25 protein-coding genes and 1 pseudogene are annotated in these 20,874 nt (G+C 53.5%); 21 read left to right on the top strand and 5 right to left on the bottom strand.

Annotation, left to right across the window (positions count from 1 at the left end):
• The first annotated feature begins 24 nt into the window (after positions 1–24).
• The gene (locus MVK46_RS07520) at positions 25–462 is read left to right on the top strand and encodes a chemotaxis protein CheW (protein ID WP_297536019.1); all 438 of its coding nucleotides are present in this window, start codon (positions 25–27) and stop codon (positions 460–462) included.
• Here MVK46_RS07520 and MVK46_RS07515 read toward each other — a convergent pair.
• Positions 459–1,481, bottom strand: a complete 1,023-nt coding sequence (locus MVK46_RS07515) for a hypothetical protein (protein WP_297536017.1) — start codon at positions 1,479–1,481, stop codon at positions 459–461. The genes MVK46_RS07520 and MVK46_RS07515 overlap by 4 nt on opposite strands.
• 283 nt (positions 1,482–1,764) lie before the next feature.
• On the opposite strand from MVK46_RS07515, the gene MVK46_RS07510 reads away from it, so the two are divergent.
• From MVK46_RS07510 to MVK46_RS07430, 17 genes and pseudogenes are all read left to right on the top strand, one after another.
• Entirely contained in the window at positions 1,765–2,094 is a 330-nt protein-coding gene (locus MVK46_RS07510) for an archaellum operon transcriptional activator EarA family protein (protein ID WP_297536015.1), read from the top strand.
• 9 nt (positions 2,095–2,103) lie between these two features.
• Entirely contained in the window at positions 2,104–3,054 is a 951-nt protein-coding gene (locus MVK46_RS07505) for a methyltransferase domain-containing protein (RefSeq protein WP_297536014.1), read from the top strand.
• Positions 3,055–3,215: 161 nt separating this feature from the next.
• On the top strand, positions 3,216–3,848 hold the full coding sequence (locus MVK46_RS07500) for a flagellin (RefSeq protein WP_297536013.1): 633 nt from the start codon (positions 3,216–3,218) through the stop codon (positions 3,846–3,848).
• Between the two features lie 36 nt (positions 3,849–3,884).
• A pseudogene (locus MVK46_RS07495) lies at positions 3,885–4,298 on the top strand (archaellin/type IV pilin N-terminal domain-containing protein); the annotation flags it as partial.
• A gap of 33 nt (positions 4,299–4,331) precedes the next feature.
• Positions 4,332–4,862: a hypothetical protein gene (locus tag MVK46_RS10565; protein WP_367182643.1), complete on the top strand. Its 531-nt coding sequence runs from the start codon at positions 4,332–4,334 to the stop codon at positions 4,860–4,862.
• Between the two features lie 57 nt (positions 4,863–4,919).
• The gene (locus MVK46_RS07485) at positions 4,920–5,567 is read left to right on the top strand and encodes a flagellin (protein WP_297536011.1); all 648 of its coding nucleotides are present in this window, start codon (positions 4,920–4,922) and stop codon (positions 5,565–5,567) included.
• Positions 5,568–5,578: 11 nt separating this feature from the next.
• Positions 5,579–6,367 (top strand): flagellin, encoded by a 789-nt coding sequence (locus tag MVK46_RS07480; RefSeq protein ID WP_297536010.1) that lies wholly within the window; start codon positions 5,579–5,581, stop codon positions 6,365–6,367.
• A 10-nt stretch (positions 6,368–6,377) separates the two neighbouring features.
• The gene (locus MVK46_RS07475; RefSeq protein ID WP_297536036.1) at positions 6,378–6,854 is read left to right on the top strand and encodes a flagella accessory protein C; all 477 of its coding nucleotides are present in this window, start codon (positions 6,378–6,380) and stop codon (positions 6,852–6,854) included.
• 3 nt (positions 6,855–6,857) lie between these two features.
• A complete protein-coding gene (locus MVK46_RS07470; protein WP_297536008.1) occupies positions 6,858–8,165 on the top strand; it encodes a FlaD/FlaE family flagellar protein in 1,308 nt (435 codons plus the stop codon).
• Between the two features lie 23 nt (positions 8,166–8,188).
• A complete protein-coding gene (locus tag MVK46_RS07465) occupies positions 8,189–8,710 on the top strand; it encodes a flagella (protein ID WP_297536007.1) in 522 nt (173 codons plus the stop codon).
• On the top strand, positions 8,710–9,198 hold the full coding sequence (locus tag MVK46_RS07460) for a flagellar protein G (protein ID WP_297536005.1): 489 nt from the start codon (positions 8,710–8,712) through the stop codon (positions 9,196–9,198). The genes MVK46_RS07465 and MVK46_RS07460 overlap by 1 nt, the downstream gene beginning before the upstream one ends.
• Positions 9,199–9,225: 27 nt before the next feature.
• Complete coding sequence (locus MVK46_RS07455) at positions 9,226–9,924, top strand: ATPase domain-containing protein (RefSeq protein ID WP_297536034.1); 699 nt, start codon at positions 9,226–9,228, stop codon at positions 9,922–9,924.
• 1 nt (position 9,925) lies between these two features.
• Positions 9,926–11,566 (top strand): type II/IV secretion system ATPase subunit, encoded by a 1,641-nt coding sequence (locus MVK46_RS07450; protein WP_297536004.1) that lies wholly within the window; start codon positions 9,926–9,928, stop codon positions 11,564–11,566.
• Between the two features lie 10 nt (positions 11,567–11,576).
• The gene (gene flaJ / locus MVK46_RS07445) at positions 11,577–13,307 is read left to right on the top strand and encodes an archaellar assembly protein FlaJ (protein WP_297536032.1); all 1,731 of its coding nucleotides are present in this window, start codon (positions 11,577–11,579) and stop codon (positions 13,305–13,307) included.
• Entirely contained in the window at positions 13,307–15,229 is a 1,923-nt protein-coding gene (locus MVK46_RS07440) for a hypothetical protein (protein ID WP_297536003.1), read from the top strand. The genes flaJ and MVK46_RS07440 overlap by 1 nt, the downstream gene beginning before the upstream one ends.
• 42 nt (positions 15,230–15,271) lie before the next feature.
• Positions 15,272–15,922: a protein-L-isoaspartate(D-aspartate) O-methyltransferase gene (locus tag MVK46_RS07435; RefSeq protein WP_297536001.1), complete on the top strand. Its 651-nt coding sequence runs from the start codon at positions 15,272–15,274 to the stop codon at positions 15,920–15,922.
• A 39-nt stretch (positions 15,923–15,961) separates the two neighbouring features.
• A complete protein-coding gene (locus MVK46_RS07430) occupies positions 15,962–16,582 on the top strand; it encodes an HAD-IB family phosphatase (protein ID WP_297536000.1) in 621 nt (206 codons plus the stop codon).
• Between the two features lie 135 nt (positions 16,583–16,717).
• Here MVK46_RS07430 and MVK46_RS07425 read toward each other — a convergent pair whose 3' ends face one another.
• Both MVK46_RS07425 and MVK46_RS07420 read right to left on the bottom strand, forming a co-directional pair.
• A complete protein-coding gene (locus MVK46_RS07425) occupies positions 16,718–17,935 on the bottom strand; it encodes an A24 family peptidase C-terminal domain-containing protein (RefSeq protein ID WP_297535998.1) in 1,218 nt (405 codons plus the stop codon).
• 9 nt (positions 17,936–17,944) lie between these two features.
• Complete coding sequence (locus MVK46_RS07420; RefSeq protein ID WP_367182642.1) at positions 17,945–18,112, bottom strand: class III signal peptide-containing protein; 168 nt, start codon at positions 18,110–18,112, stop codon at positions 17,945–17,947.
• A 71-nt stretch (positions 18,113–18,183) separates the two neighbouring features.
• Between MVK46_RS07420 and MVK46_RS07415 the strand changes: the two genes are divergently transcribed.
• Together MVK46_RS07415 and MVK46_RS07410 are read left to right on the top strand one after the other, a co-directional pair.
• Positions 18,184–18,522: an ASCH domain-containing protein gene (locus MVK46_RS07415; RefSeq protein ID WP_297535997.1), complete on the top strand. Its 339-nt coding sequence runs from the start codon at positions 18,184–18,186 to the stop codon at positions 18,520–18,522.
• A complete protein-coding gene (locus tag MVK46_RS07410) occupies positions 18,519–19,088 on the top strand; it encodes an ASCH domain-containing protein (RefSeq protein ID WP_297535995.1) in 570 nt (189 codons plus the stop codon). The genes MVK46_RS07415 and MVK46_RS07410 overlap by 4 nt, the downstream gene beginning before the upstream one ends.
• Here the strand turns inward: MVK46_RS07410 and MVK46_RS07405 are convergent.
• The gene (locus MVK46_RS07405) at positions 19,069–19,359 is read right to left on the bottom strand and encodes a hypothetical protein (RefSeq protein WP_297535993.1); all 291 of its coding nucleotides are present in this window, start codon (positions 19,357–19,359) and stop codon (positions 19,069–19,071) included. The two genes, MVK46_RS07410 and MVK46_RS07405, sit on opposite strands and share 20 nt — an antisense overlap.
• 138 nt (positions 19,360–19,497) lie before the next feature.
• On the opposite strand from MVK46_RS07405, the gene MVK46_RS07400 reads away from it, so the two are divergent.
• A complete protein-coding gene (locus MVK46_RS07400) occupies positions 19,498–20,202 on the top strand; it encodes a TIGR02253 family HAD-type hydrolase (RefSeq protein ID WP_297536030.1) in 705 nt (234 codons plus the stop codon).
• Positions 20,203–20,270: 68 nt separating this feature from the next.
• Here the strand turns inward: MVK46_RS07400 and pgsA are convergent, their stop codons facing one another.
• Positions 20,271–20,840 (bottom strand): archaetidylinositol phosphate synthase, encoded by a 570-nt coding sequence (pgsA, locus tag MVK46_RS07395; RefSeq protein WP_297536029.1) that lies wholly within the window; start codon positions 20,838–20,840, stop codon positions 20,271–20,273.
• Positions 20,841–20,874 lie beyond the last annotated feature (34 nt).

The following is a 20,874-nucleotide window of genomic DNA, read 5'->3' as shown; positions in this document are numbered from 1 at the left end:
AACGCTCGTTGGGGGTGTGGTGCCTTGGGGGAAATTCAGGTGGTAGCGTTCAAAGTTGGAAACGAGGAGTTTTGCCTCGATATCTCAAAGGTTAGGGAGATAAAGGAAATGATGCCCATTACCAGGGTCCCGAACGCACCGGATTTTATCGAGGGTGTTATAAACCTCAGGGGCCAGATTACGACCGTCATCAACCTCAAGAAACTGCTCGGCTACTATGGGGACGAAGACCTCTCGAGGAAGAAAATAATAATAGCCGAGGTTCGGGACGAGATAGTCGGCATCATCGTTGACGACGTTTCTGACGTTCTAACACTCACGGAGGACCAGATTGAACAGCCCCCCAAGACCCTTGCGAGCAGGGTGGACGTTCGTTACATAAAGGGCATAGCAAAGATTAACGGCGGTGAAAGGCTTCTCATAATGATAGACCTTGATAAACTACTCGGTGACGAGCTTTAAAGTATGTCAAGCTCCCTTAGGATGCTTTCCATGTCCTTCTCCCTCTTTTCATCCGGGGAAACGTTCAGCTTCAGCATGAGTTTCTGAACCTGCTCCTCGAGTTTCCTCAGCTCCTCAAACTGGCGGCGTAGCTTTTCGTAGAACTCCTTCTCTATCGGCGTTACGGGAACCGGCTCTCCCAGTTTCTCCGCAAGTTCGTCAAGCTCACCCGATATTTCAAAGATTGTTCTGTGAATTTCTATGAAGCTTCTCTCCGGAGGAAGCTCCCGCCCATCTTTTTTGATTGGGATGTCCAGTCTCTTAACGGCCACAATGATATCGTTAAATCTGGAGTAGACCCATTCTTCGGGTAAAGAAACGACCGCAAGTTTGCGCAGGTTCTTCAGTAGCTCCACGAGGTTTTTCTTGAGTTCTTGGAACTCCTCCTGTCCTTTTCCGGTCAGGACGTATACTTTGGCTATATCCCTCAGCGAGAGGAGTCCTCTCTTGGCCTCTTCAAGGCCATTCTTGAGCTTTTCCGGCTGGAGTGTGATTGCGGCCTTTATAACCTCGAGAAATTCCTCGACTTCTTCGTTCTTCCTCTTTTCAATGGCCTCCTCAAGACGCTCTATTTCCTCCTCAAGCTCATACAGTAGCTCCCGTTTGAGTTCTTTTTTCAGTTTGTCCCTTTCAGTGAAAACCTCCCGTTCGAGGTTCTCAACCCTTTCCGACTGTTTCCTGAGGGACTCTTCAAGGGATTCAAGCTTCTTGCCGAGAATTTTCCTGTCCCTTTTTATCTCGCTAATCTCGTCCTCTATACTTTTAAGTCTCCCTTTGAAGTCGTTTATACGCCGGAGAACATTTTCGATGTCTCCGGAAGGGCTTTCATCGGAAATTTTGATGGAAGTTATCTGGCCTTCGAGTTCCAGAAGTCTGTTCTTGATTTCAAAGTACCTGTCAATTAACTTTTTTGAAACGTCGTGAACGTAGAGCGCGAGAATCACTGCAACTACTGCAATCGCTGGGATTAATTCCCACATGTTCCTTCACCCGTTCCAACGAAACTTATAGTTTCGGAACAACTTTAAATATTTTCTGAACCTCGATTTGTTAGATTTTATCCAATGTACTGAAGCTTGGCTCAACCCTTCATGACAATCGTCTATGCAATGGTTAATCTTCAAAGTTGTGATGTTTCTGTTGTTTAAGGGACAATATTCATACGAAAATGTTATATATTATTCAAAGCATATGGAAAAAGGATACCCCCAGCCGTGTACAGTCAGGGGCTACAATCAGGGAACAGCCCGGGGTGGTGCAGCCATGAACTCGGTGGTAATTGACCCCCAGATACTCCGCTCCCTGCACCGTAGCGAACTTAGAAAGAAGATACTGATGTACCTCAACGAGATATACCCATCGGCCACATATCTCTCCGAGATTGCAAGGGTCGTCGGTTCGGACCCCTCAAACGTCAGGGGGGCACTGGTTGGCCTTGGAAACAGGTACAACGGGGAAAGCTCCCTGGTCTACCTCGGCCTCGTAGAAGAGATAGCGACCAACGGATTCAAGTATTACAGACTGACGGAGTACGGCAAGAAAGTTGTTGAGTACCTGAAGGAATACTACCGCTATTACAGGAGGTTTCTTTGAGGTGAGTTGATGAGCGTGGAAGTTGTCGATGCAAACATAGAGTACATGACCCACATGGCCGTTCTTCAGATTATCTCCCTTGGTACAAAACATGGAGTCTTTTCCATGCTGGCAAGAGAGCCGTCTCTCCAGGAGTTCTTGGACAACACAGGTCTCCCGAACAGAGCGCTTCTCGTTAAGTTCCTCTCAACACTTCAGCAACTCGGCATGGTCTCCATTGACAGAGGCCGTCTAAGGCTGAACGATTTTTCGTATACACTCTCCGTCTCGGGAGAGGCCTACAGGAACCTGATTCCAGACTGGGTTTCCGTTCACGAGGAGATATACAGAATGGTTGATTACGCCTTTATAACACCGGTTCATCCAAGGATACTCATGGACTTCGATAAAGACGCGGACTTCTGGGACATCAGGATGAACAGCAGTTTCTCAAGAACATACCGTAAAGTCATGGCAGAAGTTTCTGGAATATCCTCAGGCATGGAAGTATTCGATATTGGTTGCGGCTCGGTCTCCCCCGAATACTTTGGGAGCCTCGTTGGGTACAACGGTTTCTACATGGGAATAGATTACTCTCCATCCATGCTCGACATAGCAAGAATGCGAGTTGAGGAGAAGAACCTGCCAGTTACTCTGAAGGAGATAGACGCGCGACTGATGCGGCCAATAAACGAATATGACGTGGTTCTCATGAGCTTTGTTCTTGAATACATATCGGATAGGGGGAAGGTGCTCGTTAAGGCCGTTGAGACTCTCAAAGAGGGAGGAAAGCTCGTTATACTCGAACCTTTCAGGGATACCTTCCCAAACATAGCGGCCCTGGAGTTTTTTGAGTCCCTCAACAAGGACTTTAGAGGATTCCCCTCGATGGAAGAAGTTGAGAGTGTTCTTAAGGCGAGTGAGCTTGACGTTTCAATGAAGAGGCTCGGCAGAAGTTTGCTTCTCGTTGAGAAAGTTTGACGTTATCCCCTTCTTGTGGTTCTAATAGCTGGTTCTGTCTGTGCGTTTGATGTACATGCATATATACCTACATAACCATCTACACTACTAAGAACAAAAAAGTGCTTTATATTACTCTATCGTAACAGGGAGTGCAAGAACCCTACGGGGGTGCACGGCAGATGAAGGCAAGGACTAAGAGAGGTGCCGTTGGTATCGGCACCCTGATTGTGTTTATAGCAATGGTTCTAGTGGCTGCGGTGGCCGCGGCAGTGCTCATCAACACCAGCGGCTACCTCCAGCAGAAAGCATCAAGCACCGGAAGGGAGAGCACCGAGCAGGTTGCCAGCGGAATACAGGTTATGCAGGTTACCGGCTACTACAACGGTACCGGCATAACCAAGCTCGCCATCTACGTTACACCCAACGCGGGAAGCAACGGAATCGACCTCAACAACACCAAGATAATCCTCAGCAACGGCGAGGTTCAGGGCATACTCAAGTACAACTCGGCTCTCTACAACAACAGCGTGAGCGGAAACATCTTTGACGCTGGCTCAGCTTGGCCCGCAACCGGAACTGAGTTTGGTATCATCGTCGTCCAGGACTACGACGGTAGCGTTAAGGCCAAGTCTCCGACCATGAACCAGGGTGACATCGTCATACTGACCGTCAACGCCGCCAAGCTCTTCGGCGCTCCGATACCGGTCAGGACCCACATCACCGGTAAGGTCGTTCCCGAGTTCGGTGCTCCGGGCGTCATCGACTTCGTTACACCGAGCACCTACACCACCGCCATTGTCAACCTCCAGTGATGCCCTTCCTTTCAAACTTTATTTGGGGGTGAGAGCGTGAGGCTCGTAAAGAAGAGGGGTGCCGTCGGAATTGGGACGTTGATTGTGTTTATAGCAATGGTTCTAGTGGCTGCGGTGGCCGCGGCAGTGCTCATCAACACCAGCGGCTACCTCCAGCAGAAAGCATCAAGCACCGGCAGGCAGAGCACCGAGCAGGTTGCGAGCGGAATCAACGTCATGCAGGTCAGTGGTTATACCCCGGACAAGAACCGCATAGACCTTCTCGCGGTTTACGTTACACCCAACGCCGGAAGCGGGGGAATTGACCTGACCAACACCAAGGTAATCATAGGAAACGACAACATACAGGCGATGCTCAGCTACCCCAAGACCGGCGTTAACCTGACGGCGCCCGTGAAGGTCGTGAAGGACAGCAGCGGTAACTACTACGCCAATGCCTCCCAGCTTGCTTCAACCCTTGGCATAGTCAGGTATCTGGTTACCTTGGACAACCTCAACAACTTGGCCGCCGGTTACATAAACATTAGTGCCCTTCAGAAGATTGGCGTTCTCAAGTTCAAGCTCAACACAGCAGGAAACGCCACCGAGTGGATATACGTTGAGCCCCAGTACTTCAGGTACGTCCAGGGCCCAGTTGACGACGTCTTCCTCGATGGTCTTGGAGTCGCTGCCCAGACCCAGTTCGTCACTGGAACCGTTAACACGACCACCAACACAATAACAATAACCAACAAGAACAACATTAACTGGCCGGGCTACATCTGGAACCTCCTCGGTAAGGACTACTTTGGCATCATCGTTGTTCAGGACTACGACCACAGCGTTACCAACGACCACCCGACCCTCAACAAGGGTGACATCGTCATATTGGGAATAAACGCCGCCAAGCTCTTCGGCGGAATACCGGTCAGGACCCACATCACCGGTAAGGTCGTTCCCGAGTTCGGTGCTCCGGGCGTCATCGACTTCACTACACCGAGCACCTACACCAGCAACGTCATATCCCTCCAGTGACTTCAGCGCTTCTTCACTTTACATTTCGTTCTTTGACAATTTTCAGGGGGTGGTAGAGTGAGGCGCGGTGCCATTGGCATTGGCACGCTCATAGTGTTCATCGCCATGGTCCTAGTGGCTGCAGTGGCTGCGGGAGTCATCATAGGAACTGCTGGGTACCTCCAGCAAAAAGCACAGGCAGCGGGGAGACAGGCAACTCAAGAAGTGGCGAGTGGTCTGAAAGTCATAAACATCTACGGCTACACCAACGCCACACCTCCCAGCAGTGGAGCTATACAGAGAATGGCGATATTCATAACGCCCAACGCGGGGAGCACGGGAATAGACCTCAGCAACGTGAAGATTGTCCTTACAGATGGTCAGAGGCTCGTGGTCTACAACTACTCTGAGGCATTCGCAAGGGCTGAGAGCACTGAGGACCTGTTCAACCTCAGTATCTGGAAGAACATCACAAACAGACCTCAGTTTGCAATTGCCGTCATAAACGACATCGGAAGCCAGATGCAGCCGATACACCCGACACTTGAATTCGGGGACACAGTGGCTCTGCTCATCTGGACAACGATGTTCCAGTACGGGGACATCAAGGGCATTGGGCCAAGCACTAAGATAATGGGCAAGGTCATACCCGAGAGGGGAGCGGCGGGAGTGATAGACTTCACGACACCCGCGACGTTCAGCTACAACGTGATGCTACTCCAGTGAGGTGATGAAAGATGAGGCGCGGTGCCATTGGCATTGGCACGCTCATAGTGTTCATCGCCATGGTCCTAGTGGCTGCAGTAGCCGCAGGTGTGCTCATCAGCACGAGCGGCTACCTCCAGCAGAAGGCGATGGCCACCGGCAGGGAGACAACCCAGGAAGTGGCGAGCGGAATACAGGTGCTCAACGTCTACGGCTACACTCCAGCCGAACCTCCGGGAACCGGCAAGATTACGAGGATGGTCATATACGTCAGTCCAAACGCCGGCAGCGGCGGTATAGACCTCGCCCACGTGAAGGTTGTGCTCAGCAACGGCAAGGTGATGGCAGTCTACAGGTACGTCAATCCGGAGAAGGACAACGTCACGGAGAACTACTTCCTCTACGCAGGTGACGTCAGCAACGTTTTCGCCAACGTCGGCGAGAACGCGAGCGGTGTAATAACCCCCGCTCCGACCGGATACGTTGCGCTAACCGGGACAAACAACACCATTGAAAACCTCTGGAAGAACCTCTACTACGCCACGACGCATGGGAAGATGCTCTTTGGAATAATTGTCGTCAGCGACTCTGATGGTAGCTTGAGCGGAAGCTGGAGACACCCAACCTTGAACTGGGGGGACATAGCGGCCTTGGCCATATGGACGATACCCTTCGACAACGACGACAACTACACCGACGGCTATGGGTTCCCGCCCGCTACAAAGGTCACCGGTAAGGTTATTCCCGAGATGGGAGCCGGTGGAGTTATTGACTTTACAACTCCGAGCACTTACACCAGCAACCTAATACAGCTCCAGTGAGGGGATGGCGATGGCCCTTGCGTTCCTTTCATCTTTGTTCAAAAAGAAAGTCCAGGAGGAGGCAGCTCCCCCCGCAGAGGAAGTTGAGGTCGAGGAGCTGGAGGAACGCGTTGAGAACAGGGAAGAAAACGAGCAAATAACCCAGATACTCGAGCGCCTGAACGAAATTGAGAACGACATACCGAGGATAAAAATTAGCATTGACACACTGAAGAAGCAGATTCAGGAACTCCGGGACGACATAGACAGGCTTGACAAGACGATAAAGGACGTCATGCTCCTTTACGAAGTCATAAGCCAGGAGATAAACCCGTTCAAAGAGCAAATGAGCCAGGAAAACCCGCTGACAAGCGAGATACAGGAGCTTAGGAAGGAACTTGAAGACCTCAAGCTGGAGATTGCCCAGATAAAGAACGACATCAAGGTGCTCGCCGGCTACGGGGTCGACCTCGACTCGATAATCTACGAGGTGCTCGCGGAGGTGTGACGTATGGAAATGACGCGACTCGTCACAGAGGCCGACATCAACGCAAAGCTGGCTGAACTTAAGGGCAAGGTTCCCTCAGTTGTCATCAACGACCTCAGGGAGAAGCTGATAGCGAGGAAGGAGAACCTAACATATGAGCAACTTGAGAAGATAATCCAGAAGGTGCTCGAAACCTATGGGAATCAGGTCACGAAATACGAGCAGCTGAGCAAGCGTGTTGACGAACTCGGACAGAGACTCACCGAGCTTAGCATGCAGCTCAGCAGACTCGTTGAGACCCTTGAGACGGCGAAGTTCGACGTCCACGAGAAGAAAGCCGAGGCGGTTTCCAAGAAGGTCGAAGAGGTTCACAAGAAGATTGGGAAGCTGGAAGAGATTCTCGAGGAGGAATCCCCTGAGGAGGGGGAAGAAATATCGAAGAAGCTTGAAGAGCTTCACCGCAGGGTGGAAGAGCTTGCTGAAAAGGTCGAGAAGAAGAGCGCAACCGAGAAGCTTGAAGAGGCCAAAGAAAAGCTCGAAGAACTCCAGGCAAAGCTCGAGGCCGGCGAGGAGGTTTCAAAGGAGGAACTTGAAAGTGCAGAAAAGGCTGTTATCGAGGCCCAAGAGGAGGCAGAGAAGGAAGAAGTTGAGGAAGTAACTGAAGAAAAACCCGAGGAGGAAGTCAAAGAAGTTCCGGAGGTTCCCGAAGAGCAGAAACCGGAGGAAGTTGAAGCCCTTGAGGAGAAAGTCGAGGAGGTTATTGAGGAAATCCCCGAGGAAGAGGAGAAAGTTGAGACCGTTGAGGAAGCCCTCCCCAAGGAAGTTGAGGAGGTTAGTGGAGTTTCTGTTGAGGAAGCTCCCTCCGTTGTTGAAAAGGAGAAAGAGGAGAAGGGTGGTGTTGGTATGGCTGAAAAGCTTCAGATTCCCGAGGACATAGCCAACCTGCTCTTCGAGGAAGAGCCGAGGAAGGCCAGACTCGAAAAGCTCCCCGACGACATAGTTTCAACCATGATAGCTCTCAAGTGGCTTGGTTTCCTGATAGACAGGGTCGGCATACAGAACTTGGAGAGAGTCCTTGAGTTCTACTACGAGATTGGCTGGATAAGCGAGGAGGTCCTCAACCAGCTGCTCCGCTACGCAAAGGGCACCAGGCCGCACCACAGGGACCCGGAGTGGAAGCCGGCAGAGAAGCTCACCGTTCAGGACCACCTCATAAGCCTGCTCTTCATCGAGAGGCTTAGGGGTCTTAAGATAAACAGAAACGTCCTCGACAAGCTTGAGCGCGAAATCAAGATGCTGGAAAAGACCCTCGATGAGTTCTACGGAATCTGAAAAAAGACGGGGGAGGGCGGCCTATGGGGTTCAGTGTTTCAGCAAGTGCAGCGATAATCTTCATTTCCTTTTTGATAGCAGCGGGGACAATATACACCGCCTGGAGCAACTCCTACGCCAACGTTCAGGCCGCCCGCGAAGATTGGTACGCCCTCAGACTCTCTCAACTGAACACGTTATTTTCCCTGAACGCTGGGCTGAGCAGGTTCAGCAACACGACGACGTACTACAACGTGACCTTTGCAATCCGGAACAACGGGGTTACCCTCTATGCGCCCCATTGGAGTGCAGTTTACGACGGTTCCTACGTTACCCTCTATAACGTTAGCGACGATAACGTTGGTTTCCTCAGGGATTACACCTATGTCCTCCCGGGAAGCTCCGTGCTGATTAACGTTACCCGCATCCCCCTGAACTCGGAGGTGCACAACCTAACCGTGGTGTTCGGCAACGGCTGTTGGGTCAGGCTGACGTGGTACTACAGCTCAGCAACAAAAGGCGTAGTCGCCAACGTAAGTAGGGGTTGCCCAGTGGGGGTGAGCTGATGGGAGCAGGCGGACCAGCGAGTGAGCTGATAATGTTCATCGTGGCAATCCTCGTCGCGGGGAGCGTTGCAGGAGCGCTTGCCTACGTGACGACGGACATAGCCAACGGCATAAACGCGAGGGGTGCAATGCTTGCAACGAACCTCCGCACGGACTTCGCCATAATAAACGACCCAAACAACATTCCCCATTCAAACCTCTCCGCCGCCCCCGTGAACTACACGTTTTACGTGAAGAACATTGGAAAAACGACGATTCCCTTCAACGGAGATTCGGTTCAGGTCCTCCTAAACGGTGTCATGATTCCCCCGAGCAACCTTACGTTCCTCAACCCCTTGAACAAGGCCCAGATAAACGCCCTCCAGCCCTACGAGGTTGGGGCGATAAACGTTACCCTTGGCAAGGCCCTGAAGTCAGGGAACTACTATACACTGACAATTGTGCTGGAGAACGGCGAAAAGAGAACATTCGTGTTCAAGGCTCCCTGATTGAATAAAGGCCCGGTGGTGGTCACATTGGTCGAGGAACTGCTCAAGATGGAGCTTAAAGGCGACGAACTGCACAGGCGCCTCGGCGGGGGAATTCCCGCCGGCACAATAATGCTCATTGAGGGGGACAGGGGTAGTGGGAAATCTATTTTCGTCCAGAGGCTTCTCTACGGATTTCTCATGAACGGCTACACGGCCAGCTACATATCGAGTCAGTACACCACCGTTGAGTACATAAAGCAGATGGAATCCCTCGGCTACGGTATAATCCCTTTTTTAATCAGAAAAAAACTCATATTCGTCTCCCTTTATCCCCTTCTGAGCGGAGTGAGCGAGAAGAGGAAGTTCTTAAGCAGGCTCTTCGGCGAACCTCGTCTCTGGGAGCCCAACGTCATGATTATCGATTCATTTTCCTCTCTCCTCTCAAGGGAGCAGGACCCGAGTGCCGTTAGGGACTTCCTCATGTACGTCAAGAAGATGGCCTCCCTTGACAAGGTGATTATCCTCACGGCGAACACGGAGGAGATAGACAGGGATTCGCTCTTCGTCCTCGAAGAGGCGGCCACGATGCTGATTAGACTCAACGTTAAGGTCTTCGGCGGCGACCTGAAGAACTCGGCGACGATAGTGAAGTACAACAATGCCAAGGGCGTCTTTCAGAAGATTATACCCTTCCGCGTTGAGCCGAAGGTGGGGCTGATAGTAGAGATAGCGGCGGTGGTGTGATATGGCGCAGAGGATTATCAGCGATACGCTTGAGGAGGCGATGGCTAGGAATCCCCACCTTCGCAAGTACATCGACCAGTTTAGACGCAAGTATGGTAAAATGCCCGAGTTCCACGCCCAGCTGAGCAGGGACATGAAGGACATCATGTACCCGAACATCCTGTATCCAGTTGGAGACCCGATTTTCATCCACATCTACGCTGACCCATCGACGGCCGAGAAACAGTACATAGTCATAGAGCCGAGGATAGAGAGCAAGGAGGAAGAAGAGAAGTACAACATGATTCGAGACAAGATACTTGAAATGGCCCCTACACGGGACATACCTGAGGAGCAGGAGGAGTTTGAAAGGTTTCTCGATGCCCTTTTTGATGAAGCAGTTCTGAGCCTCGTAAAATCGGGGAAGAAGGGATTTGGCAAGGGGAAGAAGTTCACAGTAACGAAGGACGAGATGGAGAAGTTCCGCTACCTAATCAAGAGGGACATCATAGGTATAGGACCCCTCGAACCCCTCGCCAGGGACCCGTACATCGAGGATATCCACATCATTGGAGCGAACAACATATCCCTCGTCCACAAGATATTCGAGATGATGCCGACCAACATAACCTTCGGCGACGACGTCAAGCTCGCTGACTACTTCAAGAACATATCGGAGCGCATTGGAAGGCCAGTCAGCGACAGGAACCCGATAGTTGACGGCGCCCTTCCCGACGGCTCCCGTATAAACATAATCTACTCACCGGATATCTCCATCAAGGGTCCGAGCGCGACAATCCGTAAGTTCTCGGCGACGCCGATAAGCATCACCCAGCTGATAGCGTGGGGAACCCTCAGCGCCGAGGTTGCCGCCTACCTCTGGATAGCCCTTGAATACGGTATGAGCGTCTTCGTCTGCGGTGAGACGGCTTCCGGTAAAACCACCCTCCTCAACTCAATTATTCCCTTCATCAAGCCGGGTTCGAAGATATTCACCGCAGAGGATACGCCCGAGGTTCAGGTGCCCCACAGGGTCTGGCAGAGGCTCATCACGCGCGAGCGCGGTCCGGAGGAGAGCAGGGTAACGCTCTTCGACCTCCTGAAAGCGGCCCTGCGTTCGAGGCCGAACTACATCATCGTCGGTGAGATTCGTGGTGCCGAGGGAGCTATAGCGTTCCAGGCGATGCAGACGGGCCACCCGGTTATGAGCACCTTCCACGCCGGCGACATCAAGAAGATGATACAGCGTTTCACTGGTCATCCGATAAACGTCCCGATAACGTTCATAGACAACCTCAACATAGCCGTGTTCCAGCAGGCCGTCTACGTTAGGGGCAAGTTCCTGAGGAGAACTGTGAGCGTCGTTGAGATTGAAGGTTATTACGAGGAGCTTGGTGGAGTCGCAACAAGGAACGTCTTTGAATGGGACCCCGTTGCGGACAAGCACATCTTCAGAGGTTTCAACAACTCCTACATCCTCGAGAGGAAGATAGCCGAGATTGCCGGTTACGAAGACCCCAAGGACATCTACAACGAGCTGTTTCTCCGCGCGAGAATCCTTCAGAGAATGGTCGAGCTGGGGATAACGAACTACTGGGATGTCTACAAGGAAATCAAGGCCTTCTACCTCAGGGGGCTTGAGGGCCTGAGCTTCAGAATCTGAGGTGGTGGCAATGGCCGACGAGAAAATCAGCATCTTCACGAAGGCCGACCTCAACATGGAAACCTACATCAAGAAGATACTGCTGCCCTACCTTGGAATATCCGCCGTCCTCTTCGTTATTACCGGTGTTGTGTCGAGAATCTTCGCGCTCTCAACGGGTTTAAGGGCCCTCATGTTCATGGTTCCGCTCGTCCTAATGATTTACGCCGCCATATACCCCTACATAGTGGCGGATGCAAAGAAGATTTCAATAAACTCAAAGATGCCCTACTTCATAACCTACTTTGCGGTTCTCTCAACGAGCGAAATGGGGAGAAGCGACCTGATAAGAATCCTCGCCAAGGACCCGAAGCTCGGTGCAATCGCGAGCGAGCTGAAGAAGGTTCACACGATAGTCAACAAGCTTCACCTTTCGATGCCCGAGGCGTTCCGCTTCCTCGCGAGGAGGACTCCGAGTCAGATGTTCGCGGACTTCCTCGACAGACTCGCCTATTCCCTCGACAGCGGTGTTGACCTGAAGGAGTACCTCTTCCAGGAACAGCAGACCGTAATGGACGACTACCAGACCTTCTATGAGGGCGCCCTCTACGACCTCGACATCTTCAAAGAGATTTACGAGTCAATCATAATCTCTGTCGTCTTCATTGCGTCGTTCGTCATAATAGGCCCGATAATCACGGGGATGGACCTGGGCAAGATGGGCCTCTACGCCGTTGCCATGACCCTCGCAGCGGAGATAGGCATACTCCTCGTCGTGAAGTTCAGAATGCCTGAGGACCCAATATGGGCCGACAGCAGGGGGATAAAAGACCCACGCAGGGAGCGTATAAAGAGGGCCGCCATATACTCGTTCCTCGGGGCTGCGATAACGGGTCTCGTTTACTACCTGGTGATAAGACCGCGCTTCTCCATTCCCGAGCCCTTCGTGGTTGCGATAATCCTTACCCCCCTCTACTACCTAGGAAAGGTCGTTGACAGGGAGGAGCACTCCATATTCAGAAAGGACGAGAACTTTCCAGCGTTCATAAGGAGCCTCAGCTCGTCTCTGGCGGCAAGCGGAGCATCGCTCGTGCTGGTTCTGAAGTACCTCAGTGCCCACGACTTCGGGTCGCTGACGGATGACATCAAGGCCCTCTACAGGAGGCTGTCAATTCGCGTTGACAGGGACAGGGCCTGGGACTTCTTCATAGCCGGAACGGGGAGCTGGCTGATTGGGATTTTCTCCGAGATATTCCGGGAGAGCCTCAGGATGGGTGCAGAGCCGGATTACGTTGGGCTAATCATCAGTAGGAACTTTGAGAGGCTCGTCCGCCTCAGGAGGAAGAGACAGCAGAGCATAGCGAGCTTCATAGGCATCATATACGGTCTAACTGGGGCCTTCGCCTTCTCCCTTGCCGCATCGTTCCAGGTCGCGGCGTCAATAAGTCAGATGTTTTCACAGATGAATCTGAACCTTGCCAACAGTTACATCGGGAACCTAATTCACGTCATACCCCCCTCCGGAATGGCGTTCCTCGTGTACATAATGCTCGTGCTGATGGTCCTCCACTCGCTCCTCGCGAGCATGGTGATAAAGCTCGCCGACGGCGGACACATGCTTGGGGCGTCGAGGTACTTTGTTATCCTCGTCTGGATATTCGCGGCCGGAATGTACCTTGGACAGAGCCTCATGGCGAAGATGATGAACCTTGGGGGAGGGGGCACGACGGAGCTTGTAGCGTACCTCCTGGGGGTGGTCTGATGAGGACTAAGGCAGTCCTGTTGCTCTTCCTTATGACACTGCCTCTCGTCGGGGCATCAGCGTTCTCGGGTTACCTCTACGTTCCCTCCGAGCTGGGTCTGAACAACTCAACGGTAACCTTTGAGGACATCTCAATCGCGAACGGTTCCCTACTGCTCGACGTTAACGGTTCGATGGAGGTCGTCAACCTTGGGGGACTTGCTGAGGAATCATGGCTTAACCTCACGTACCTGCGGGCGTTCACCGGCGAGAAGACCCTCGTGTACATTGTTTCCTCCCTTCCCTACGTATTTCCCGGAGACAATCTGACGCTCGGTCCCTACAGGCTGACGGTCCTCTCGGTTGGCGAGAAGGGCGTTGAAGTTGAGGTCTCCTACGGAAACGAGAGCAGAACGTTTACCTCCTCCTTTAAGTTCCACAACCTCGTCTTCAACATGAGCGGTTACGGGACCGTCTACGACGGCTACCTCAAACTAAACGGGAGCGTGTCCTTTGCCGGCTATACAATAACGTTCACTTCCGCCAGCGTCGAGAACGCGAGTTCGGGCTTCATCGAAAGGGTGTTCTTCAGGTTTGAAAACGAGACAATCGGAATACCCGTTGGCAACGAGACGCGGGTTGGTCCATTTGACGTTAAAGTTGAGGAGCTGGTCGGTCTCAACTACACCAAGGTTCTCGTTCACTTCCTCGGCGTCAGCTTCAACGCCTCGATAGTGCCGGACAGGGTCTTTGAACTGTCCCCCAACCAGACAACTCCCCTCGGACCCTACATTTTTAGGTATGACTACCACCTGGGAAGCAGTGTTCACGTATCCCTCCTCAACCCCTGTCAGGTTCCAGTTGCTTCGGGCAACATCGTTGTTTCAAACGTCAGCTCGAGCTTCTACCACGGGGGCATTACGGTGATTCCTCTCTCCCTCTATCCCAACGGAACGGTTCGCTTCGCCGCTTTCATAAACCAGAGTGCCGTTCCGAGCATCGGCAAGCTCGCGAACGTCAAGGTGTTCCTCCGCATTACGAACGCCACGCAATACAGGGTTGTCGATGGAACCGTAAGGGTCCTCAACGACGGTAACGTTGCGCTCTCGAACGTGACCGTTGTTTTTGAGCCTTCCAAGAGCGTTAGGGTGCTCTCCAGCAGAACTTTCTTCATCAAAAGGCTTGAACCGGGTGGGGAGGCTGAGTTTAAGGTTGAGCTTATGCCCCTTGAATCGGGCAACGTTACCCTGGGTGAGGTTAGGGTCATAGCGGCCGCCCCCTACGAGCTTGCCTGCGGCGGCTACACCCTGCTAAAGTTCTCCTCCGGTGAAGTGGTCTCCCATGTGAGGCCGACGTCCCTCGCGTATTCCCTCTCGGCCTACGCTCCCGGCAACGTTAGTTTGTACAGACCTTTCAACCTGACCGTCGCCGTCAGGAGCCTCAGCTCCGGCCTGTTCCCCCTAAACCTGACAATCGGCGTTCCCAGCGGCGTTGCCGTAGCCATAAACGGAAGGGTCTTTGCAAGCGGGAGCACCGTAGTTGTTCCCCTCTCGATAGAGCCGAACGAAACGTCCACCGTTACCCTGACGGTCGTTCCGTACACCTCCGGGGAAAAGGTGTTCGATGTGAGGGTGTCATCTATACCCGGGGTCGTTAACGAGACGAAGGTCGCCGTCGAAGTCGTCCCACCCACTCAGGAGCGGGAGCCTTCACCAACGTTTACGTCGACGGTGTCAACAGTAACGGAGAGGATAAACTCGACGCTCACCGTTACCAAGTCCTTCACCGAAACGCACACCTCTTACAGAACCGTGACTTCAACGACGACTACAAGCGTTCCCTACGTTCCCTTCAAGACGAAGGCCCTCTGGCTCGGAATTGGACTGGTGCTTGGTGTTTTGATAATAGTTGCACTGGCCTGGTTCGAGGCCAGGTCGTCGTGACCCTTTTATTTACCTATCCCAAACCTTCACTTGGGGTTTGAGATGAACCTCGACGAGCTTTGGAGGAGAACGGTTGAGAACCTCGTGAGGCAGGGAATCATAAGGAGCGAAGCTGTTAAACGGGCCTTTCTAAAGTATCCCCGATACCTCTTCGTGGAGGAGAAGTACCGGAAGTACGCCCACCTCGACGAGCCGCTGCCGATTCCAGCCGGGCAGACGGTAAGCGCTCCCCACATGGTCGCGATAATGCTCGAGCTGGCCGAACTCAAACCGGGCATGAACGTCCTCGAAATAGGAACGGGAAGCGGGTGGAACGCGGCTTTAATCTCCGAACTGGTTAAAACCGATGTCTACACCATCGAAAGGATTCCCGAGCTGGTCGAGTTCGCGAGGCGAAATCTGGAGCGCGCCGGCGTAAAAAACGTCCACGTGATTCCCGGCGACGGGACGCTCGGCTTCCCGCCGAAGGCTCCCTACGACAGGATTATCGTAACCGCTGGAGCGCCGGACATACCGAAGCCTTTAATCGAACAGCTCAAGCCCGGAGGGAAGCTCATAATCCCCGTCGGAAGCTACCACCTCTGGCAGGATTTGCTTGAGGTTATCAAGCTCGAAGACGGCTCGATTAAGGTGAGGAACCACGGGGGCGTTGTCTTCGTGCCCCTAATCGGGGAATACGGTTGGAGGGAGTAGGCTTTTAAGTTCAACCCCTCTTTATAACCCGGTGATTGAATGAGGCTTATCGCGTTCGACGTTGAGGGGACCCTCGTAAAGGCGCGCTCAAGCTGGGTCGAGCTTCACAAGAAATTCGGCACGTGGGAGAAGGGAAAGGAATACGCGGAGCTTTTCTTCGCCGGAAAGATAGACTACGCGAAGTGGGCCGAGTTAGACGCTTCACTCTGGCTCGGCAGGAAAAAGGAGGAAATCCTCGAGTGGGCGGACTCGGTTGAATACAACGACTACGCCTTTGAGCTGATGGACTTCCTGCGCGAGAACGGCTTCAAAATAGCCCTCCTCTCGAGCGGGCTGATGTGTTTAGCTGGAAGGGTCGCGAGGGAGCTTAAGGTGGACTACGTTTTTGCCAACGAGCTAATCTTTGAGGACGGAAAAGTTGCCGGCGTCATTCCGAGGGTTGACTTCGAGGGAAAGGGCGCGATACTCAGAAGGCTCAAGGAGGAGCTTAAGCCAGAGCTGACGGTGGCCGTTGGAGATGGCTTCAACGACCTCAGCATGTTCCGCGAGGCAGACGTGGCGATAGCGATAAACCCGCACGAGGGAGTCGAAGGGGACCACGTCGTCGAGAGCCTGAGGGAAGTCAGGGAGATAGTCGAGGGACTGATAGGGGGTCGGTGAAGGGCGTGCTCCTCACCGCTCGGCAAAGCAAAAGCTCGTCATCCCCCTGTCGGCCCGACCGGAACCCCCGGTTCACGATTCCCCAGGGAGGGCGGGCGCCGGGCCGGTGGAAAATTGGAGGAAGGCCTTAAAACTTTAAAGGCCCATCAGCTTGAGCTCGAGGAGCCAGAACAGGTCGCCGATGAAGTAGCTTATCAGGAAGCCGAGGAAAATGGCCGGGGCGAAGGGCATCGCCTTCTTCCTGAGAAAGTGGTTCTTCAGCTTCCCCTCCTCAACGAGCCGTTTGAGCTCTTCAATCTGCTTCTTCGTGAGTCCCTCCGCCGTTGGTGACGCGATAATCCTCCCGTAATCCGGCTTTAATGTTGAGAGGTCTCCGCTGAGGAGCGCCGCTTTGAACCTCTCAAAGGGGTCGGTTCTGTCGCGCCCGATTTCTCCGTCCTTCTCGAAGATGGTTTCTCCCAGTATATCCCACTCCCTCAGCTCCTCAACCGGCACCTCCTCCACAAGAACTTCCCGCCTTATGAACTTGACGAGTGCCAGGAACACCTTGAAGGCGTAGAGGAACGTGAACAGCTTCAGAACCGCTATCGCGGTCTCGGCCGGCTGAAGGTAGAGCAGATAAGCGAGGAGGACAATGCCCGCAACGTCTCCCAGCTTTCTGAACTTGCCGAAGAGCGCCACGAGAGCTATCGTGGCTATCCACCACAGGACGGAGCTTACCGTAAGTCCTGCCTTCAGCTCGAGGATGACCCTGATTCCAACGGCCGCTATAATCCAGAGTGTCAGCTCCGCAGTCAGCCTCGTTCCCGAGACGAAGATAGCCCTAAGCTCCGAGAACCTCTTTCTCAGAAGAATGAGGGCTATGGAGTATATGAATATGAAAGGAAAAACCGCTATGAGACCGTTGAGGAATATCGCAACGGGATAGAGGGGATAGTGGGTGTAGTAGGGAGCAACGACCTTTGCCGTGTCCGGCGGATACGGTAGCAAAGCTGAGAAGCCGGCGAGGATTAGCGCGTCGCCGCTCGCCCAGGCCCCTATGTAGAACAGCATGAGACCGAGGAGCAGTCCAACGAGCAGGCCTATAATCCCTGAGAGGGCAGTTAAGGCGCTCCCCTCGCTGAGTCCCCTGTATGCGTAGTATATCACCCCAATCTCGACGGCCGGGATTGGTATCTTCTCGACCCACCTGGGGAGTGAAAGCTCCTCCTCTTCCTCCTCCCAGCCGAGGATTTTCCCCAAAAGAACGAGGGTCAGGGAAACGTGGTTGTCGAATATAAAACCGGTTTTCAAATCGGTGTAAGAGGTCACCAAACCCATAGCTAACCCCACGAGAAGGGGGACGGTTTCCATGATTTCACCTCACACGTTCTCGAGGAGCTGTTTCCTTACTGTGTCAACGTAGTTGTTGACCGCTGTGTTCAAGCTCTGCATGGAGTTGCTTATCGTTCTGAAGGCTATCAGGACAAGGAATAGCACGGCCATGAGCATGAACAGGTACTCTATCGCCGTCTGACCTCGCCTCATCATCGTTCACACCTGTAAGGGTTTCTTCTCCAAAGGATTTAAAAGTTTCCCCGAAACTTTTTCCGGGGGCGAAGATGAGGGTTTACCGTCTGTTCGTTCGCGATGAATACCTCGACTTCATAAAGTCCGGGGAGAAGAGGATAGAGGTTCGCGTTGCCTACCCTCAGCTCAGGAAGATTCAGCCCGGGGACAAGCTCATCTTCAACGACTCGATTCCGGCCGTTGTTACCGAGGTCAAGCGCTACGAGACCTTCCGGCAGGTTCTCCGGCAGGAGCCGATAAAGAGAATCTTTCCCGACGAGCCGAGCTTCGAGAGAGCCGTTAAGAGGTTCCACAACCTCTACCCCAAGTGGAAGGAGAACCGCTACGGTGTCATAGCCATAAAGTTCAAGCTCATCGGTGAGGGGCGATGAAGCACCTCGAGTTCGATGGGAAGTACGCCGACGCGATACTGAAGGGGAAGAAGAGGGCGACCGTCAGGCTGGGCAGGAAGCCGAACCTCAGGGAAGGCGACACGGTTCTAATCCACGCCGGCGGCTACGCCCTCGGAAAGGCTGTAATCGAGAGGGTGGAGAGCAAAACTGTGAGGGAGCTTACCGACGAGGATGCTTTCTTAGACGGCTTTCCCAGCAGGGAGGAGCTGATTAGGGCTTTGAAGGAGCACTACAAGTACGTAAACGACGACTCCAAGGCCCACGTTATAGTCTTCCGCCTCGTGGAGAAGTTTGACAAACCGGTTATGAGCTCGGACTACGCCTACGAGGGCAACCTGCCGGTCGAGATAGCCGAGAAGGCCCTGAAATACCTCGACCTTCCAGAGGAGGACAGAAAGTTAATAGAGCTTTTCCTCAAAACCGGAAGCCTTAGGAAAGCCGCCTACAGGCTCGGCGGCCTGAACAAGCGCTACCTTATAAGGGACGCGCTGAGAAGGGCCTACGAGGAGCTGAAGAAGAGGGGAATCATGGGGCCGAAGCTTTAACGCTCTCGAGGAGCGCTATCGTCTCTTTCCCGTTGGCTTCCCTCTTAACCGCCGAGAGTCTCACGGGCATGAGCTTGAAGGTGTTTCCGTTGATTAGCTTCCTCAGGGCCTTTTCAAACTCCTCCATCTCCCTCTCGCTCGCGAAGTCCACCTTGGCTATGAAGTCGTACTCCCCGTAGAGCCAGAAGCCCTCCACGGGTATCTGCTCCAGAACCTCGTCCCTGACACCCCAGACGAGGAGTATCGCCTCGATTTTCCTCACCCCGGCCATAGGAACTCGTCCCTGGATAAAAGCCTTTCTCAACTTTTTCTGTCATAACTCCAAGTTGTCGAAAGATTTTCGGCAGAGATTCGTCTCCCCGGCGGGAAGCGTTTTAACGCCGGCCGAGAACCTAAACCGGTGGTGGGAATGAGGGCGGTATTCTTCGACTTCGTCGGGACGCTCATAACCAAAGAGGGAGAAAACGTGACGCACCTCAACATAATCCGCGAGGTCCTCAGGAGGGCGAACGCCGACCTTGACGCCGAGGAAGTCTGGAGGGCCTACGAGGAGGAGAGCTCGAAGCTCTTCAGCGAACTGGCAGGCAAGGAAGCGAGGAAAATCCGTGAGGTCGATACGGAAGCTTTAAGGCGCGTCGCTGAAAAATACGGCTTCCCGGTTCCCGAGGAATTCTGGGAAATCAGCCTCGAGATGCACGCCAAATACGGTGAACTCTTCCCGGATGCCGTCGAGACTATTAAGGCCCTCAAGTCGCTCGGCCTCCACGTGGGAATCATAACCGACTCGGACAACGACTACATCGAGAGCCACCTAAAAGCACTCGGAATCTACGACCTCTTCGATTCGATAACCACCAGCGAGGAAGCCGGCTACTTCAAGCCCCACCCGAGGCCCTTCCAGCTGGCCCTTGAAAAGGCGGGTGTAAAGCCGGAGGAGGCCCTCTACGTCGGCGACAATCCAAGGAAGGACTGCGTTGGGGCCAAGACCGTTGGAATGCTCAGCGTCCTCCTCGACCCGAAGGGCGAGAAGAGAGAACTTTGGGGCAACTGCGACTTCGTCGTTTCGAAACTCGGCGACGTCGTTGAAATCGTGAAGGGCCTGATGGAAAAATGAGGGGTCGGTAACGGCAGGGTTCCTCATCGAAACCTCGGGTAGCGAAATTCTCGTCATTCCCCTCTTCTTCACTTCAGCCTCTGGTAGGCGGCGTAAAACCTCTGGACGACGGTTATCCACGCGAGTATTCCGACGATGTAGACGCCGTATTTGACGTACTCGATTCCGAGGAACGAGAAAACCATCAGGATTATCAGCCTCTCGGCCCTTTCGGCAATGCCCACCGCGAGCTTTCCTGAGCCGGCCAGCTCGGCCCTGCAACGCTCGTAGCTGACGAGGTAGCTCCCCATGAACGTCAGGAAGACAACGCGCCAATCGGCGAGGCTTCCAAGCGCTATTCCAAAGAGCACCGCACCGTCGCTTATCCTGTCGAAGGTCGAGTCGAGGAAGGCTCCAAAGCGACTCGTCTTTCCGGTCAGCCTCGCCAGCGTTCCGTCGAGGGCATCGACGAGCGAGCCTATGAGGAGCGTTAGAGCGGCCAGCCTCGGCTCGCGGAGGTAGTAGAGGTAGGCCGCGAGGAGGCTTATGAGGAGGCCTATCACAGTTACCGCGTTCGGCGTCAGTCCGGCCTTTGCGAGGGGTTTAACTATCGCCTCAAGGTAGCCCTTAACGTTCTCTCGATACCTGTTGAGGACCATTTCCTTCACCCGTCGAGCTGGATTACCTTCTTCC

This window comes from Thermococcus sp. (assembly GCF_027066465.1).
Classification (GTDB): domain Archaea; phylum Methanobacteriota_B; class Thermococci; order Thermococcales; family Thermococcaceae; genus Thermococcus.
The sequence above is the reverse complement of the archived record's forward strand: the minus strand, read 5'-3'. Positions and strand labels throughout refer to the sequence as shown.

Coding starts and splice junctions, on each gene's coding strand:
- MVK46_RS07515 (WP_297536017.1), bottom strand. CDS start 1,481: ATGTGGGAATTAATCCCAGCGATTGCAGTAGTTGCAGTGATTCTCGCG.
- MVK46_RS07510 (WP_297536015.1), top strand. CDS start 1,765: ATGAACTCGGTGGTAATTGACCCCCAGATACTCCGCTCCCTGCACCGT.
- MVK46_RS07505 (WP_297536014.1), top strand. CDS start 2,104: ATGAGCGTGGAAGTTGTCGATGCAAACATAGAGTACATGACCCACATG.
- MVK46_RS07500 (WP_297536013.1), top strand. CDS start 3,216: ATGAAGGCAAGGACTAAGAGAGGTGCCGTTGGTATCGGCACCCTGATT.
- MVK46_RS07480 (WP_297536010.1), top strand. CDS start 5,579: ATGAGGCGCGGTGCCATTGGCATTGGCACGCTCATAGTGTTCATCGCC.
- MVK46_RS07475 (WP_297536036.1), top strand. CDS start 6,378: ATGGCCCTTGCGTTCCTTTCATCTTTGTTCAAAAAGAAAGTCCAGGAG.
- MVK46_RS07470 (WP_297536008.1), top strand. CDS start 6,858: ATGGAAATGACGCGACTCGTCACAGAGGCCGACATCAACGCAAAGCTG.
- MVK46_RS07465 (WP_297536007.1), top strand. CDS start 8,189: ATGGGGTTCAGTGTTTCAGCAAGTGCAGCGATAATCTTCATTTCCTTT.
- MVK46_RS07460 (WP_297536005.1), top strand. CDS start 8,710: ATGGGAGCAGGCGGACCAGCGAGTGAGCTGATAATGTTCATCGTGGCA.
- MVK46_RS07450 (WP_297536004.1), top strand. CDS start 9,926: ATGGCGCAGAGGATTATCAGCGATACGCTTGAGGAGGCGATGGCTAGG.
- flaJ (WP_297536032.1), top strand. CDS start 11,577: ATGGCCGACGAGAAAATCAGCATCTTCACGAAGGCCGACCTCAACATG.
- MVK46_RS07440 (WP_297536003.1), top strand. CDS start 13,307: ATGAGGACTAAGGCAGTCCTGTTGCTCTTCCTTATGACACTGCCTCTC.
- MVK46_RS07435 (WP_297536001.1), top strand. CDS start 15,272: ATGAACCTCGACGAGCTTTGGAGGAGAACGGTTGAGAACCTCGTGAGG.
- MVK46_RS07430 (WP_297536000.1), top strand. CDS start 15,962: ATGAGGCTTATCGCGTTCGACGTTGAGGGGACCCTCGTAAAGGCGCGC.
- MVK46_RS07425 (WP_297535998.1), bottom strand. CDS start 17,935: ATGGAAACCGTCCCCCTTCTCGTGGGGTTAGCTATGGGTTTGGTGACC.
- MVK46_RS07420 (WP_367182642.1), bottom strand. CDS start 18,112: ATGATGAGGCGAGGTCAGACGGCGATAGAGTACCTGTTCATGCTCATG.
- MVK46_RS07415 (WP_297535997.1), top strand. CDS start 18,184: ATGAGGGTTTACCGTCTGTTCGTTCGCGATGAATACCTCGACTTCATA.
- MVK46_RS07410 (WP_297535995.1), top strand. CDS start 18,519: ATGAAGCACCTCGAGTTCGATGGGAAGTACGCCGACGCGATACTGAAG.
- MVK46_RS07405 (WP_297535993.1), bottom strand. CDS start 19,359: ATGGCCGGGGTGAGGAAAATCGAGGCGATACTCCTCGTCTGGGGTGTC.
- MVK46_RS07400 (WP_297536030.1), top strand. CDS start 19,498: ATGAGGGCGGTATTCTTCGACTTCGTCGGGACGCTCATAACCAAAGAG.
- pgsA (WP_297536029.1), bottom strand. CDS start 20,840: ATGGTCCTCAACAGGTATCGAGAGAACGTTAAGGGCTACCTTGAGGCG.